Consider the following 14,854-nt stretch of genomic DNA (forward strand, 5'->3'; position numbering starts at 1 on the left):
TTTCTGGTTTGATTGAATGCTTACAGCAAATCGTACTGCTTGAGTTTCTTGCGCAGCGTGCCACGGTTAAGGCCCAGCAGCTCACTGGCCTTGGTCTGGTTGCCCTTGACGTAGTTCATCACGCTTTCGAGCAACGGCGCTTCGACTTCGGAGAGCACCAGGTTGTACACGTCCGTGACGGCAGCGCCCTCAAGGTGGGCGAAATAATTGTGCAGCGCCTTCTCGACACTCCCGCGAAGGGTCTGGCCTTCTTCGCTCGGCGTGTTGAGGTGCTGTTTCAAATTGACGTTGTCGCTCACGGGTGTTGTTCCACTCACTAAAGTCTCGGTCATCATCGTCATGCGGCCACCCCTTCTCCGTCCCCTGTCACCAGGCTCTTGTAACGCTCGCAAAAGAATTCACGAACGTTGGCGCACTGTGCTTCCGTATCATCCAAACGATTGAAGTGGGCGCGAAACTCCCTGGCGCCCGGCAAGGTTGCGAGATACCAGCCCACATGCTTGCGAGCAATGCGTACTCCCATCACGTCTCCGTAGAAGGCGTGCAGGGCGGCCAGATGCTCTAGCAGAATACGTTCCACCTCGATCAGCTCCGGTGCCGGCAATACTTCGCCGGTACGCAGAAAATGCTCGATCTCACGGAAAATCCACGGCCGCCCCTGGGCAGCCCGGCCAATCAACAGGCCATCGGCGCCGGTCGCGTGCAGCACGCGCCGGGCTTTCTCGGCTGAATCGATGTCGCCGTTGGCAAAGACGGGAATCGACACCGCCTGCTTGATCGCGGCAATGGTGTCGTACTCGGCTTCACCGGTGTAAAGGTCGGCGCGGGTGCGGCCATGCACCGCCAGCGCTGTAATGCCCGCCTGCTCGGCGATCTTCGCCACCGTCAGGCCATTTTTGTTGTCCCGGTCCCAGCCGGTGCGGATCTTCAGGGTGACCGGCACATCCACTGCAGCGACAACGGCATGCAGGATCTCGCTCACCAACTGCTCATCCTTCAACAGGGCAGAGCCTGCGGCCTTGTTACAGACCTTCTTGGCCGGGCACCCCATGTTGATATCAATAATCTGCGCGCCCAACTCCACGTTGGCCCGGGCCGCGTCCGCCAGCATCTGCGCATCACCGCCGGCGATCTGTACCGAGCGGGGCTCGGGATCACCTTCGTGGATCATGCGCATCCGCGATTTGCGGGTGTTCCACAAGCTCATGTCGCTGGTGACCATTTCCGAGACTACAAGCCCTGCGCCCAAACGCTTGCAAAGCTGACGAAAGGGCTGGTCGGTGACGCCCGCCATCGGGGCGAGGATCAAGCCGTTGTGCAATGTGTATGGGCCGATGCGTACCGCCGACATAGGACTTCCCTGTTGTGGGGCCGGATCATTAGAGTTCGAAAAAGGGTTGGCATGATACCCGCTCTCGATGACTGGATAAAGGCTGAATTGGATAAAATCTGAACAGTTATTTTCTTATCGCCGCCGGTTTGATCCAGGGCGGCGCAGTCAATAATCTGCCGTCAAACCCCGGCCGGTGAACCGTTTCACTCGGGAGAGTGGAAGCTCAGGCTGTAATTCACCGCTTTGTTGCCCGGGTCGAGGATGTCCAGGGCAATGTGGATCGGCGTCTGCGAGGGCATCTCGGTCTGGCCTGCCAACTCGCCGCTGAGGTACTCGGCGGGCTTGAAGCGACGACTGGCGATCATGCTCCCGTTCATGTCGGCAAAGCGTAGCTCCAGCAGCGGGAACGGTTGGGAGAATGTCGCGCGGTTATAGATGATCGCGTCCACCACCAGGGCGCCGGCAAACTCCGGGTGGCTGCGCACCACCAGGTTGCTGCTCTTGATGTGGGCGATATCGACGCGTGATGGCACGGTGCAGCCCAGTTTTGGGCACAGTTCCTGGAACCACGGACGGTAGGCGTCCTGGCGTGCCAGGTCATCGAATTGGTAGGCGATGTATTGTCCCGCCAGGCCGGCGGCGGCCAGCAGCACCAGCAGGCCCCACAACAGGCGGCGACCCCAGCCGGAGGAGCGCTTCTGGGAATACAGGTGCAGCGGGTCGTCTTCCAGGTCTTGCAGCATGTCGTCGTGGGCGCTGGCCTCGGTGCGAGGGCGCTTGCGTTTGGGCTGCGGGCGTTCGGGTTGTTCGGGTTCGGGCTCGACTGTTTCGGCGGTTACCGGTGGGTCGAGTTCGTCATCGGCGGTGCTTGCGTGCAGCGGCGGCTCGTCGTCCGGCTCAACGGCTTCAAACGACATCGAGGGCTCGGTGCGCTTGGGTTTGCCGGGTGCTGCCTTGGCGGGTTGCGGTTCGCCGTCGGGTGGTTGCGGGGCTTGCGCCCGTTCATCGCGCGGCTCACTGAACAGGCTGGCGGCCCATTGCTCTTCCTCGGCCTTGGCCGTGTCACGGCTGGCGCTGAGGGCGTCTTCTTTTTGCCGGCGGTCGGCGCCGTGTTGGCGACGGTCTGCACCCACGGGCTGTGTGTGCTGGATCTCGCGACGTTCCAGCTTGGCCAGTTCTTCGTCCAGGTCCAAATTGTCCAGGTCCAGCTCTTCGGCGGTCCATTGCTTTTGGCTGATGGCCCGTGGCGCCTCGGGTGGCGGTTCTACCGCTGCCGGTGGCTGGGGCGCGGGCGCACTGGCGCGTTGCTCCAGCAGTTGGCGCGCGGCGTTGAACACTTGCAGGCATGAGCCGCAGCGCACCACGCCACGGGCCACGCTCAATTGAGCGTGGCTGACGCGAAAGCGTGCTTGGCAGTGTGGGCACTGGGTGACGAAACTGTCGGTCATGCGGCCATCCGATTCATGCAGGCGCTCATTCTAGCGCCGACGACCACTGATGCGTACCCAGCCATCGCGGTTGGCGATCGGATCCAGCTCAAAATCCTGGGCGTAGGCGGCGGCAACGTCTTCGCCCTGTTCGGCGAGGATGCCCGACAGCGCCAGGCGCCCGCCCGGTTTGACCAGGCTCGACAGCTGCGGCGCCAGTGAAACCAGTGGCCCGGCGAGGATATTGGCCACCAGCACGTCGGCTTGCACTTGGGGCAATTGCTCCGGCAGGTACAGCGGGAATTTCTCTTCAGCGATGTTATTGCGCCCGGCGTTATCGCGGGAGGCTTCCAGGGCTTGCACGTCGATATCGGTACCGACCGCTTCCTTGGCGCCCAGCAGCAGGGCGGCGATTGCCAGAATCCCCGAGCCGCAGCCGAAGTCCAGCACGTTGCAGTCTTGCAGGTCCTGGCCGTCGAGCCATTCCAGGCACAGGGCGGTGGTGGGGTGGGTGCCGGTGCCGAACGCCAGGCCCGGGTCCAGCAGCAGGTTCACGGCGTCAGGCTCGGGGGCGGCGTGCCAGCTCGGCACGATCCACAGGCGCTGGCCAAAACGCATCGGCTGGAAGTTGTCCATCCAACTGCGTTCCCAGTCCTGGTCTTCGATGATTTCGCTGTGGTGCTCCGGCAGCGGGCCGCCGGTGAGCAGTTCCATATGGGCCAGGACGCTAGCGGCATCGGTGCCGTCTTCGAACAAGGCCAGCAAGTGGGTGTGGGACCACAGCGGGGTGGTGTTCAGCTCGGGTTCGAAGATCGGCTGGTCTTCGGCGTCCATGAAGGTCACCGACACGGCGCCCACTTCGAGGAACGCGTCTTCGTAGGTTTCGGCTTGTTCTGGGCTGATGGCGAGACGGACTTGCAGCCAAGGCATGGCGGGCACCTTTGAAAAAAATGAGTGTGCAGCGGGGTGGGGCTGCGAAAGCGCGCAAGTTTACGCGAGCGGCGGGCAGAAGACGACACCACTGACTGAACGCAGGCTAAATGTGGGAGCTGGCTTGCCTGCGATAGCGGAGTGTCAGCGGAGCATTACCTCACTGATCCACCGCCATCGCAGGCAAGCCAGCTCCCACAGGGTTTTGTGGTGTTTTTTGTATCCCAGAAACAACAAAGCCGCCCGAAGGCGGCTTTGTTGGGTGGATCACTTCGCTTACTGATTAGCCAGCTTGTGTTCCAGGTAGTGAATGTTCACACCACCTTCGCAGAAGCCTTCATCGCGAACCAGGTCCCGATGCAACGGGATGTTGGTCTTGATGCCGTCTACCACGATTTCGTCCAGGGCATTGCGCATGCGTGCCATGGCTTCATCACGGGTCGAGCCCCAGGTGATCAGCTTGCCGATCAGGGAGTCGTAGTTCGACGGAACCTTGTAGCCGCTGTACAGGTGGGAATCGACGCGAACGCCGTTGCCGCCGGGTGCATGGAAGTGCTTGACCATGCCAGGGCTTGGGATAAAGGTTTTCGGGTCTTCGGCGTTGATCCGGCACTCGAGCGAGTGGCCGTGGATCTTCACATCATCCTGGGTAAACGACAGCTTATTGCCAGCGGCGATGCTCAACATCTCCTTGACGATGTCGATACCGGTGACCATTTCCGAGACCGGATGCTCTACCTGCACACGAGTGTTCATCTCGATGAAGTAGAAGCGGCCGTTCTCGTACAGGAACTCGAAAGTGCCCGCGCCCCGGTAGTTGATGTCGATGCAGGCCTTGACGCAACGCGCCAGAACTTCAGCACGGGCGGTTTCATCCAGGCCCGGTGCCGGTGCTTCTTCAAGCACCTTCTGGTGGCGACGCTGCAGCGAGCAGTCACGGTCGCCCAGGTGAATCGCGTGACCCTGGCCATCGGAAAGTACCTGGACTTCCACGTGGCGTGGGTTGGTCAGGTATTTTTCGAGGTAGACCATCGGGTTGCTGAACCAGGCGCCCGCTTCTTCGCGAGTCTGCTTGGCCGCCTCGATCAGGTCTTCTTCCTTGTGCACAACGCGCATGCCGCGACCACCGCCGCCGCCAGCGGCCTTGATGATCACCGGGTAACCGACTTCGCGACCAATGCGCAGAGCGGTTTCCGGGTCTTCAGGCAATGGGCCGTCGGAGCCGGGAACGGTTGGCACGCCGGCTGCGATCATGGCGTGCTTGGCCGATACCTTGTCGCCCATCAGGCGAATGGTGTCGGCTTTCGGGCCGATGAAGGCAAAACCGGATTTTTCCACCTGTTCGGCGAAATCGGCGTTTTCCGCGAGGAAACCGTAGCCTGGGTGAATGGCGGTAGCGCCAGTCACTTCAGCGGCCGCGATGATCGCCGGGATGTGCAGGTAAGACAGGTTGGCAGGCGCCGGGCCGATGCAAACTGTCTCGTCAGCCAGACCCAAGTGCATCAGCTCTTTGTCGGCAGTCGAGTACACCGCGACGGTCTTGATGCCCATTTCCTTGCAAGCACGCAGGATTCGCAAGGCGATTTCGCCGCGGTTGGCGATCAGGACTTTTTCCAGCTTCGCAGGTTTCAACATCGTTGGCTCTCCGCGGTTCAAACGATGGTGAACAGCGGTTGGTCGAATTCAACCGGCTGACCGTTTTCTACCAGGATGGATTCGATCACACCGGCTTTTTCAGCCTGGATGTGGTTCATCATCTTCATCGCTTCAACGATGCAGATGGTGTCGCCCACTTTGACGGTCTGGCCGATTTCAACAAAGGCTGGCGAAGTCGGTGCCGGGGTGCGGTAGAAGGTACCGACCATTGGCGACTTGACCACAAAACCGTTCAGTTTCGGAGCAGCAGGGGCTTCGGCAACGGTTGCAACCGGAGCGGCAGCCACTGGCGCAGGCGCCGGCGCTTGCATCTGTGGTGCGTAGAACTGTTGGGCCGGGGTCTTGCTGTGACGGCTGATCCGTACGGATTCCTCGCCTTCCTTGATCTCCAGCTCGTCGATACCGGATTCTTCCAGCAGTTCGATCAATTTCTTAACTTTACGGATATCCATGAATCATCAACTCCCAAAGGGTCGGTCAGGGGCGCTTGGCCGTGTCTTCAAGCTGTTCCAGGGCGGCCTCCAGGGCCAGTCGGTAACCGCTGGCGCCAAGGCCGCAGATCACTCCTACCGCAACGTCGGAGAAGTAAGAGTGATGGCGGAAAGGTTCGCGTTTGTGCACGTTCGATAAATGCACTTCGATGAATGGGATGCTCACCGCCAGCAGCGCGTCACGTAATGCAACGCTTGTGTGCGTAAAAGCGGCGGGATTGATCAGGATAAAATCCACGCCTTCGCTGCGCGCGGCATGGATGCGATCAATCAATTCGTACTCGGCATTGCTTTGCAGGTAAAGCAGATGGTGGCCGGCATCACGTGCCCGTCGCTCCAGATCGAGGTTGATCTGTTCGAGGGTCACTGCCCCGTAGACGCCCGGTTCGCGGGTGCCGAGCAGGTTCAGGTTGGGTCCGTGAAGAACCAGTAAGGTCGCCATCGGCTGTTCCTTGTTATTGATGTGGGCACGGTAGAACCCGGCGACTATGCCGCAAAGGCTTTGTGACTGTCCAGTTCTATGCAGTAGGCAGCACGATTAGCGAGGATTGCGCAAAATATGTGACCGGGGTGTCAAATTCGGTCATTTGTAGGAGCCGGCTTGCCGGCGATGGCGTCTGTGAGTAGGGCGATGAATGTGCGGGCCTCATCGCCGGCAAGCCGGCTCCTGCAGGGCGTGTGTCAGACGCGGAAGGCTTGCACGGCGGTATTGAGTTGCCCGCCAAGTACCAGCAAGTGCTCTCCCTGGCTACGTCCCTGGCCAATTCGTAGCAGGTTTTCCTCGCCCAGTTGGTGGATTCGCTCGCTGTTATCGCGGATTTCACTGACGGCGCTACTTTGTTGCGCGGTGACATCGGCAATCCGCACCGCCGTGTCGGAAATGGTCTGGATCGCGCCGACGATTTCATCCAGCGCGCCGTCGGCTGCCTGTGCTTGCTCGGCGGTGGCTTCGGCGTGTTCGACCTGGGCGCGCATGCCCTCTACCGATTGGCGGGCCGCGGTTTGCAGGCCGGCGATCAGGTGCTGAATCTCGGCAGTGGCGCCAGCGGTGCGCTGGGCCAGGGAGCGCACTTCATCGGCCACCACGGCGAACCCGCGACCGGCTTCACCGGCTCGGGCGGCTTCGATGGCGGCGTTCAGGGCCAGCAGATTGGTCTGGTCGGCAATCGAGCGGATCACCGTCAGTACGCCACCGATGGTTGCGGACTCTTCGGCGAGTTTCTCGATCATCTGCGCATTTATCTGCACTTCGCCGACCAATGCGTGCAACCCGGTCAGGCTCAGGCCGATCACCCGTTGGCCTTGCTCGACGGCCTGGCCCGCGCTGCGGCTGGCTTCGGCAGCCTGGCTGGCGTCGCCGGCCACCTGCTGGATCGTGGCTTCCAGTTCGCCCAGGGAATCGCGAATCTGCGCTGTGTCACCGGCCTGGCGCTCGGCGCCATCGTGCATGCCGCTGCTCAGTTCGGCCAGCGCGCTGCTGCTGCCGGCCACTTGCTCGGCGTTGCCTGTGATGGTGCCTACCAGGTCCACCAGATAAGCGCGCAGGCGGTTCAGGGACTCTTCGATAGCGTGCAGTTCGCGGTTGGTCTTGCCCAAGGCAATGGGCCGGCTGAAATCGCCTTCGGCCCACGTCGACAAGGCCGGCGCCAGGTTGGTCAGCACCCGCGCCAGGCGCCGCTGCAAGGTGTCGATCAGCAGCGCAATCAGCAAAATCAGGCCAATCATCACGCCTTGCATCAGCCGTACTTCGCCTTGGATCTGCGCATGCTGGGCCCGCACCACCGGCTCCAGCCCGGCGATGGCGTGCTGCACGGCGTTGATTTTCAGGTAAGTGCTGGTGGCCAGTTCGGTGCGTTGCTGGATTTGCTCGCGGGTGCGTTTCAGTTCGGCGGGGTAGCGGGTCAGCAGGCTGTTGAGCTCGCGCTTGAGGTCGACGCCGGTGTCCTGGGCCACGGTTTTTTCGGTGTTTTCCAGGCCCATCATGGCCGAGAAGTCGTCGGTATTGGATTCGCTGCTGGCGGTCACTCCCAGCAATGGCAATTGCCCCAGCACGTCAGCCTGGCTGCGGATGTTGCTGACTTCGCGCTCTACATCGTCGGCCAGTTCGCTGCGCCCGCTGCTCACCAGTTTGTCCCGGGCCAGGGAAAGTTTGGCCAGGTGCTGGGAGGCGGCGAACAACGGCGGCAGATAGCGCGCCGCCTCGGGCGTACTGACGCCGCTGGCGTACTGGTTCAGTTGCTCCAGGTTGGCACCGAGTTCGCGTTCGGCTTGCAGCAACAGGGCTTGCGGGTCGCCGGCCAGCTTGCCGGCGGCCAGCAGGTCGGTCTTGCTGAAGGTGTCCAGGTCCACAAGGCTGGGCCGCAGGTTTTGCGCCAGGTCTGCCGGCAGTTCATCCAGCTGCTGCAACAGGTTTTCCAGGCTCTGGCTGGCGCTACTCAGGCGCAGGGCGTCGCCGCTGGCCAGGTAATCATCGATATTGCGCGCGGCCTGGTTCTGGAACGTCTGCGACAGGCCGAGGTAGCGCTCCATCAACAGATAGGGCCGTTCCAGGGCGCGTTGCGACCACCAGAGCGTCGCGCCCAGGGCCAGGCAAACGGCGACCAGCAAGAGGGTGTTCAGATTCGTCAGCAGCTTCAGGCGCATGCGTGGTTTCAACCGACAGCAGAAGTAAGTGCCTGAAGTTATTGCGTTTCTATTACAGAGTTATGACGGATTCGGTGGATTCCGGTGAAAAGGTGGCACTTTGCTTTGGTGTACGGGCCGCCATCACCCGGTTACGCCCGGCGTCCTTGGCACGGTACAGCGCCTCGTCAGCCTGGGCCGCCATCATCAGGCTGTCGGAGCCGTCGCACAGTTGCACCACGCCGGCACTGAAGGTGCACCACAAATCCTGCGGTTGGGCGGGGTAGTGGATCTCGGCAAAGCGCCCGCGGATTTCGTCCAGCACTTTGCAGGCCGCGTCGAGATCGGTGTCGGGCATCACGATGGCAAATTCTTCGCCGCCGTAGCGGCCTATATAGTCGGTCTTGCGCAGGCGCTGCTTGAGAAACAGCGCCAGGCTCTTGATCACCCGGTCGCCCATGGGGTGGCCGTGGCTGTCGTTGACCCGCTTGAAATGGTCGATGTCGAGCATCGCAAAGCTCAATGGCTTGGCCTCGCGGCGTGCGCGGAAGCTGCAGTCTTCGAGCAATTGCAGGATGTGCGTGTGGTTGTACAGCCCGGTGAGGCTGTCGCGCACCATCCGTGCCTTGAGGTTGCGCGCCCTGGCTGCACGGTTACGCACGGTGGTGATCAGGTGCCGTGGCTTGATCGGCTTGGTGAGGAAGTCGTCGCCGCCTTCGCTCATCGCGTCCAGTTGCTTGTCCAGGTCGTCTTCGGCCGAGAGGTAGATGATCGGCACGCTGACGTAGCGGTCGTTGTGGCGGATCACCTTGGCCAGTTCGGTACCGGTGCAGGCTGGCATATACATGTCGAGGATGATCAGGTCGGGCTGGAAGTCTGCCAGCTCGGCCATGGCCTGGATCGGTTCGATCAGGGTGCGGGTGACGATACCGGCGCTGTTGAGCAGGCGCTCGGTGTGCATCGCCTGGGCCCGCGAGTCGTCGATGATCAGCACTTTATAGGGTTCGTACTGGGCGACGCAGGTCAGCACTTCGATTTTTTCCAGCAGGCTCGACGCTTCCAGGGTGCCGGTGAGGAACTCCTGGCCGCCGGCGCGCACGGCCGCCAGGCGGGTAGGCGTGTCGGTTTCGTGCAGGCTGAAAAACAGCAGCGGCAGCTTTTGCTCCAGGCCTTCCTGGGCTTCGGCGGCGAGCTTGAGGCCCAGGCCGGTGCCGCAGAAATCCACATCCATCACGATGGCCGCCGGCAACCGCTCGGCCATCGATGCGCGAAACGCCGCCACGCTGTCGAGGGACTGGGCGCTCAAGCCAAAAAACTCCAGTTGCTTGGCCAGGCGCTCGGCGCGGTCATGATCGGCCAGCATCACGTAGATGGGCTTGCGCATCGGCGGCAGGAAGGTTTGTTCCAACTGGTCGCCCTGGCGCAGGCCGGTGCGCGACAGGCGCTGCATCAAGCGGTTGAGTTCGGTGATCAGGTGGCTGCTCAGGCGGCCGCGGTTGTCGTCCACCGCCTTGAGCGAAGCGCTGATCAGGTGCGCCAACTGGCCGTGCTCCGGCTGCTCGAAGCGCTCGGCAAAACGCAGCAGGCGCAGGTTGGCCTCACTGAGCTCGGACAAGTCAGCGGTGGACCATTCGCTGCGTTGCAGGCGCTGCCAGATCTCAAGAATTTGACGTGCCTGATGAATTACCCGCTGGGCAAAATGGTGCTTGAGACGCTCACGGCTGGGGTCTTCTGGCTCGGTCATATCCTGACTACTAGTTAGGCTGCATGCTGAGGTCGAACTGATGGCTCTATGCTAGCACCTCTTTTCCGTTGCACGAGTGTCATACGTCAATTAACTGCGAGGTCCTGGTTATTCATTTGTCGACCCACCGGTCACGCGGGCTTAAAAAGCGTGCATCCTTTATAGTCGAGCCGCGTGCACGCGCCACCCCGACTAAAAGCGCCGCACGGCTCGGCACGATGGGGTAGGGTTGTGGTCGTAGCTATTGAACTCAAGTGATTGAAAGGATATCGCCATGCTGGACTGGAAAAACCGCGCAGGCAGTGCAAAGGGCCCGGCCCCCGAGACCAAGTCGGCCCCCCGCAGCTATTTCCGTAACCTGCTGATGAGCCGTGCGTTGCTCTCGCTGATTGCGTTGTACCTGTTGGTCACCGGTGCCCTGGGTTGGTACTGGAGCGAAGAGCCCGCGTTGTTCCCGGTTCAGCAGAACGCGCAAATTGCCGCCGAGAAGGAAGGCAAGCAGATGGTGGTGGGCTTCACCACCGTCGAAACCCTCAAGACCGTGGTCGGCACCCTGCTGAACAAACCGGGCGGCTATATTTCCAACGACCGGTTCCCGCCGGGCCTGTGGATGGACAACATGCCGAGCTGGGAATACGGCGTGCTGGTACAGGTGCGTGACCTGACCCGTGCCCTGCGCAAGGATTTCGCCCGTTCCCAGTCGCAGTCGGCGGAAGACGCGGATCTTGCCAAGGCCGAGCCGCGCTTCAACTTCGACAACAAGAGCTGGGTGCTGCCGTCCAGCGAGTCGGAATACCAGGAAGGCATCAACTCCCTGAGCCGTTACGAAGCACGGTTGTCTGACCCGAATCAGCGCGGCGCGCTGTTCTATGCGCGTGCCGACAACCTGAACAACTGGCTGGGTGATGTGGCGACCCGCCTGGGTTCGCTGTCGCAACGGCTGTCGGCCAGTGTAGGCCGGGTCAAGCTCAACACCGCGTTGAAAACCGAAGCGCTGGCGCCGGGTGAAGTGCCGCAGGTCGACGAAGAAGTGGTGGAAACCCCATGGATGCAGATCGACAACGTGTTCTACGAAGCCCGCGGCCAGGCCTGGGCGCTGTCGCACCTGCTGCGCGCCATTGAAGTCGACTTCGCCGACGTGCTGGCTAAAAAGAACGCCACCGTGAGCGTGCGCCAGATCATTCGTGAGCTGGAAGCCTCGCAGGAGCCGGTGTGGAGCCCGATGATCCTTAATGGCAGTGGTTTTGGCATATTGGCCAACCATTCGCTGGTCATGGCCAACTATATTTCCAGGGCCAACGCTGCAGTGATCGACCTGCGTCAGCTCCTGAACCAGGGTTGATGATGGATGCTTCCACCCGGGAGGCTGCGCACCGTGCCGCCTCCGACGCTGAATTGATTGCCTGGGTCGACGAGCAGGACAACCTGCTCGGCAGCCTGGTGCGTTCCGATTTGCGCGGGCGCGGGCTGATCGGGCGCTGCACCTTTATTTTCCTGTTCAACTCTGCCGGTGAACTGTGCGTGCACCGGCGCACCCTGAGCAAAGCCATGTACCCGGGATTCTGGGACACGGCGGCGGGCGGGATGGTGGCGGCCCACGAGACCTACGCCGAGTCGGCGGCCCGGGAGCTGGAGGAGGAATTGGGGGTGAGTGGCGTCGAACTGACGGCCCACGATCATTTCTACTTCGAAGACGGTGACAGCCGGCTTTGGTGCACCTCGTTCTCGGCCGTGTGGGACGGGCCGCTGCACATCCAGCCGGAAGAAGTCATGGAGGCGCGCTTTGTGCCACTGGCAACCGTGTTGCAGGAAGCCGAGCAAAAGCCCTATTGCCCGGATGCGCAGGAAGGGTTGCGTCGTTATTTGGCCCTGCGTCGCTAAAGTTGCATAAATTGGCGCCATTTGGCCCTTAGCAAGGGGCGTTTTTGCCGTTACACTGCGCGACTTTTCAAGCTGCGCCGCCCAGGCGGTGCAGTGCGCTGCCCCTGCCTGAGTGGGGCTTCGCGGTCGATGACCCCATCGATCAGTCTTTGTCCTCCCAAGAGGATTGCCGGTGGCCAAAAAAGCCGCATCCTTCGCCGCCCTTGGTGGCCTGGTATTTTCCACCGACGCAGGTCGACATTGCCCGGACTGTCGCCAGCCCGTGGATGCCTGTACCTGCAAAACAACCCTGATTCCCGAAGGCGATGGTATTGCCCGCGTACGTCGCGAGAGCAAGGGCCGTGGCGGCAAGACGGTGACCACCATCACCGGTGTGCCCCTGGCTGAAGACGCCCTGAAGGAGTTGGCCACCACGCTGAAAAAGCGTTGTGGCACCGGTGGTGCCTTGAAAGACGGCATCATCGAGATCCAGGGCGACCACGTCGAGTTGCTGTTGGCCGAGCTGATCAAGCTGGGTTACAAGGCGAAGAAATCCGGCGGCTAGCAGCCTCTGTGAAACCCACCCCGATGACCGCTTGCTGAACGCGAACTGTCATCTCCATGGTTTTCACAGAGCCTGTTCCTGACCGGTGTCTAAACTCTGCACTGCAAGTGGGGTCTACCCCTCTCACAGGCAAATCGTCATTTTCATTCTTTAGACTGCGCCAGCCTCCGATCAGGCCGGTGCACTTCGACTTCATTTATAGGGGACTTCGATGTCCGTACGACGCACACGCAAAGACGATGGCAGCCAATGGACAGTTGCGGACAGCCGCAGTGTTTACGGGATTCGCCATTGGGGGGCCGGGTATTTCGCGATCAATGATGCCGGTCGCGTTGAAGTCCGTCCGAACGGCCCGAACAGCACGCCCGTCGACCTGTACGAGCAAGTGGACGAGCTGCGCAAAAGCGGCCTGTCCTTGCCGTTGCTGGTGCGCTTCCCCGACATCCTGCAAGACCGCGTGCGCCAATTGACCGGTGCCTTCGACGCGAACATCGAGCGCCTGGAATACCAGAGCAAATACACCGCGTTGTACCCGATCAAGGTGAACCAGCAGGAAGCGGTGATCGAAAACATCATCGCCACCCAGGACGTGTCCATCGGCCTGGAAGCCGGCTCCAAGCCCGAGCTGCTGGCCGTGCTGGCCCTGGCCCCGAAAGGCGGCACCATCGTCTGCAACGGTTACAAAGACCGTGAGTTCATCCGCCTCGCGCTGATGGGCCAGAAGCTGGGCCACAACGTCTTCATCGTGATCGAGAAAGAATCCGAAGTGGGCCTGGTGATCGAAGAGGCCGCCAACCTCAAGGTCAAGCCTCAGGTGGGCCTGCGGGTGCGCCTGTCGTCCCTGGCGTCGAGCAAGTGGGCAGACACCGGCGGCGAAAAATCCAAGTTCGGCTTGTCGGCGGCGCAACTGCTGTCGGTGGTCGAGCGCTTCCGCGCGGCGGGCCTGGACCAGGGCATCCGCCTGCTGCACTTTCACATGGGCTCGCAAATCGCCAACCTGGCCGACTATCAGCATGGGTTCAAGGAAGCCATTCGTTACTACGGCGAACTGCGCAACCTCGGCCTGCCAGTCGACCACATCGACGTCGGCGGCGGCCTGGGCGTGGACTACGACGGTACCCACTCGCGTAACGCCAGCTCCATCAACTACGACATGGACGACTACGCCGGCGTGGTCGTGGGCATGCTCAAGGAATTCTGCGACGCGCAGAGCCTGCCGCACCCGAACATCTTCTCCGAAAGCGGCCGTTCGCTGACCGCGCATCACGCCATGCTGGTGGTGCAAGTGACCGACGTCGAGAAGCACAACGACGACGTGCCGGAAATCGAGAACAAGGAAAGCCTGCCGGAAACCGTGCAATGGCTGGTGGACCTGCTGGGCCCGACCGACATTGAAATGGTCACCGAAACCTACTGGCGCGCCACTCACTACATGAGCGACGTGGCTACCCAGTACGCCGACGGCAAGCTGACCCTGGCCGAAAAAGCCCTGGCCGAACAGTGCTACTTCGCCGTGTGCCGCCGCCTGCATAACTCGTTGAAAGCCCGCCAGCGCTCGCATCGCCAGGTGCTGGACGAACTCAACGACAAGCTGGCCGACAAGTACATCTGCAACTTCTCGGTGTTCCAGAGCCTGCCGGACACCTGGGCCATCGGCCAGGTGCTGCCGATCCTGCCGTTGCACCGCCTCGACGAAGAGCCGCTGCGCCGTGCCGTGCTGCAGGATTTGACGTGCGACTCCGACGGCAAGATCAAGCAGTACGTCGACGAGCAAAGCATCGAGACCAGCTTGCCGGTGCACGCGGTGAACGAAGGTGAGGACTACCTGCTGGGGATCTTCCTGGTGGGCGCCTACCAGGAAATCCTGGGCGACATGCACAACCTGTTCGGTGACACCGATTCGGTGAACATCTACCAGCGTGAAGACGGTTCGGTGTACAGCGCCGGCATTGAGACCCACGACACCATCGAAGACATGCTGCGCTACGTGCACTTGTCGCCGGAGGAGTTGATGACTCACTACCGTGACAAGTGCGCCAGCGCGAAGATCACGGCGGCGGAGCGGACTCAGTTCCTGGACGCGTTGCGTCTTGGGTTGACGCGTTCGTCGTACCTGTCCTCCTGATACGGGGTACAGCGCAGCTTTTTTTGTGGTGAGCGAGCTTGCCTCGCGCGGGGCAAGCCCGCTCACCACAAAGGCCAGGGTTTACGCAAAGAGGGGCTAGG

Annotated in this window: 12 protein-coding genes and 1 pseudogene; 4 read left to right on the forward strand and 9 right to left on the reverse strand. The window is 61.6% G+C overall.

The window, feature by feature from the left end:
* Nucleotides 1–20: 20 nt before the first annotated feature.
* The 9 genes and pseudogenes from fis to RGV33_RS03080 form a co-directional block, all read right to left on the reverse strand.
* Entirely contained in the window at nucleotides 21–341 is a 321-nt protein-coding gene (gene fis / locus RGV33_RS03040) for a DNA-binding transcriptional regulator Fis (protein WP_003186237.1), read from the reverse strand.
* On the reverse strand, nucleotides 338–1,351 hold the full coding sequence (gene dusB, locus RGV33_RS03045) for a tRNA dihydrouridine synthase DusB (protein ID WP_010174025.1): 1,014 nt from the start codon (nucleotides 1,349–1,351) through the stop codon (nucleotides 338–340). The genes fis and dusB overlap by 4 nt, the downstream gene beginning before the upstream one ends.
* A 185-nt stretch (nucleotides 1,352–1,536) precedes the next feature.
* Complete coding sequence (locus RGV33_RS03050) at nucleotides 1,537–2,781, reverse strand: DUF3426 domain-containing protein (RefSeq protein ID WP_322143055.1); 1,245 nt, start codon at nucleotides 2,779–2,781, stop codon at nucleotides 1,537–1,539.
* A gap of 30 nt (nucleotides 2,782–2,811) precedes the next feature.
* Nucleotides 2,812–3,690 (reverse strand): 50S ribosomal protein L11 methyltransferase, encoded by an 879-nt coding sequence (prmA, locus tag RGV33_RS03055; protein WP_322143056.1) that lies wholly within the window; start codon nucleotides 3,688–3,690, stop codon nucleotides 2,812–2,814.
* A gap of 276 nt (nucleotides 3,691–3,966) precedes the next feature.
* Nucleotides 3,967–5,325, reverse strand: a complete 1,359-nt coding sequence (gene accC / locus RGV33_RS03060) for an acetyl-CoA carboxylase biotin carboxylase subunit (RefSeq protein WP_322143057.1) — start codon at nucleotides 5,323–5,325, stop codon at nucleotides 3,967–3,969.
* Between the two features lie 17 nt (nucleotides 5,326–5,342).
* Nucleotides 5,343–5,798, reverse strand: coding sequence for an acetyl-CoA carboxylase biotin carboxyl carrier protein (accB, locus tag RGV33_RS03065; protein WP_088424725.1), 456 nt, complete (start codon nucleotides 5,796–5,798; stop codon nucleotides 5,343–5,345).
* Between the two features lie 25 nt (nucleotides 5,799–5,823).
* Nucleotides 5,824–6,279, reverse strand: coding sequence for a type II 3-dehydroquinate dehydratase (aroQ, locus tag RGV33_RS03070; protein WP_003217307.1), 456 nt, complete (start codon nucleotides 6,277–6,279; stop codon nucleotides 5,824–5,826).
* Nucleotides 6,280–6,518: 239 nt separating this feature from the next.
* Nucleotides 6,519–7,025: pseudogene (locus RGV33_RS34145) on the reverse strand (methyl-accepting chemotaxis protein); the annotation flags it as partial.
* Nucleotides 7,026–8,532: 1,507 nt separating this feature from the next.
* Nucleotides 8,533–10,203 (reverse strand): PleD family two-component system response regulator, encoded by a 1,671-nt coding sequence (locus tag RGV33_RS03080; RefSeq protein ID WP_322143059.1) that lies wholly within the window; start codon nucleotides 10,201–10,203, stop codon nucleotides 8,533–8,535.
* 274 nt (nucleotides 10,204–10,477) lie between these two features.
* Here RGV33_RS03080 and RGV33_RS03085 point away from each other — a divergent pair, with 274 nt between their 5' ends.
* The 4 genes from RGV33_RS03085 to speA all read left to right on the forward strand — a co-directional run bounded on the left by RGV33_RS03085 (nucleotide 10,478) and on the right by speA (nucleotide 14,753).
* Nucleotides 10,478–11,545, forward strand: coding sequence for a DUF2333 family protein (locus tag RGV33_RS03085; protein ID WP_322143060.1), 1,068 nt, complete (start codon nucleotides 10,478–10,480; stop codon nucleotides 11,543–11,545).
* Between the two features lie 2 nt (nucleotides 11,546–11,547).
* Nucleotides 11,548–12,084, forward strand: coding sequence for an NUDIX hydrolase (locus RGV33_RS03090; RefSeq protein ID WP_322143061.1), 537 nt, complete (start codon nucleotides 11,548–11,550; stop codon nucleotides 12,082–12,084).
* A 172-nt stretch (nucleotides 12,085–12,256) separates the two neighbouring features.
* Entirely contained in the window at nucleotides 12,257–12,628 is a 372-nt protein-coding gene (locus RGV33_RS03095; protein WP_167664869.1) for a translation initiation factor Sui1, read from the forward strand.
* Nucleotides 12,629–12,839: 211 nt separating this feature from the next.
* Complete coding sequence (gene speA, locus RGV33_RS03100) at nucleotides 12,840–14,753, forward strand: arginine decarboxylase (protein WP_322143062.1); 1,914 nt, start codon at nucleotides 12,840–12,842, stop codon at nucleotides 14,751–14,753.
* The last annotated feature ends 101 nt before the right edge of the window (nucleotides 14,754–14,854 follow it).

Source organism: Pseudomonas sp. Bout1, from assembly GCF_034314165.1.
Lineage (GTDB): Bacteria > Pseudomonadota > Gammaproteobacteria > Pseudomonadales > Pseudomonadaceae > Aquipseudomonas.

Excerpts from the sequence above, each read along its gene's own strand:
- fis (WP_003186237.1), bottom strand. The coding sequence starts at position 341 with ATGACGATGATGACCGAGACTTTAGTGAGTGGAACAACACCCGTGAGC.
- dusB (WP_010174025.1), bottom strand. The coding sequence starts at position 1,351 with ATGTCGGCGGTACGCATCGGCCCATACACATTGCACAACGGCTTGATC.
- RGV33_RS03050 (WP_322143055.1), bottom strand. The coding sequence starts at position 2,781 with ATGACCGACAGTTTCGTCACCCAGTGCCCACACTGCCAAGCACGCTTT.
- prmA (WP_322143056.1), bottom strand. The coding sequence starts at position 3,690 with ATGCCTTGGCTGCAAGTCCGTCTCGCCATCAGCCCAGAACAAGCCGAA.
- accC (WP_322143057.1), bottom strand. The coding sequence starts at position 5,325 with ATGTTGAAACCTGCGAAGCTGGAAAAAGTCCTGATCGCCAACCGCGGC.
- accB (WP_088424725.1), bottom strand. The coding sequence starts at position 5,798 with ATGGATATCCGTAAAGTTAAGAAATTGATCGAACTGCTGGAAGAATCC.
- aroQ (WP_003217307.1), bottom strand. The coding sequence starts at position 6,279 with ATGGCGACCTTACTGGTTCTTCACGGACCCAACCTGAACCTGCTCGGC.
- RGV33_RS03080 (WP_322143059.1), bottom strand. The coding sequence starts at position 10,203 with ATGACCGAGCCAGAAGACCCCAGCCGTGAGCGTCTCAAGCACCATTTT.
- RGV33_RS03085 (WP_322143060.1), top strand. The coding sequence starts at position 10,478 with ATGCTGGACTGGAAAAACCGCGCAGGCAGTGCAAAGGGCCCGGCCCCC.
- RGV33_RS03090 (WP_322143061.1), top strand. The coding sequence starts at position 11,548 with ATGGATGCTTCCACCCGGGAGGCTGCGCACCGTGCCGCCTCCGACGCT.
- speA (WP_322143062.1), top strand. The coding sequence starts at position 12,840 with ATGTCCGTACGACGCACACGCAAAGACGATGGCAGCCAATGGACAGTT.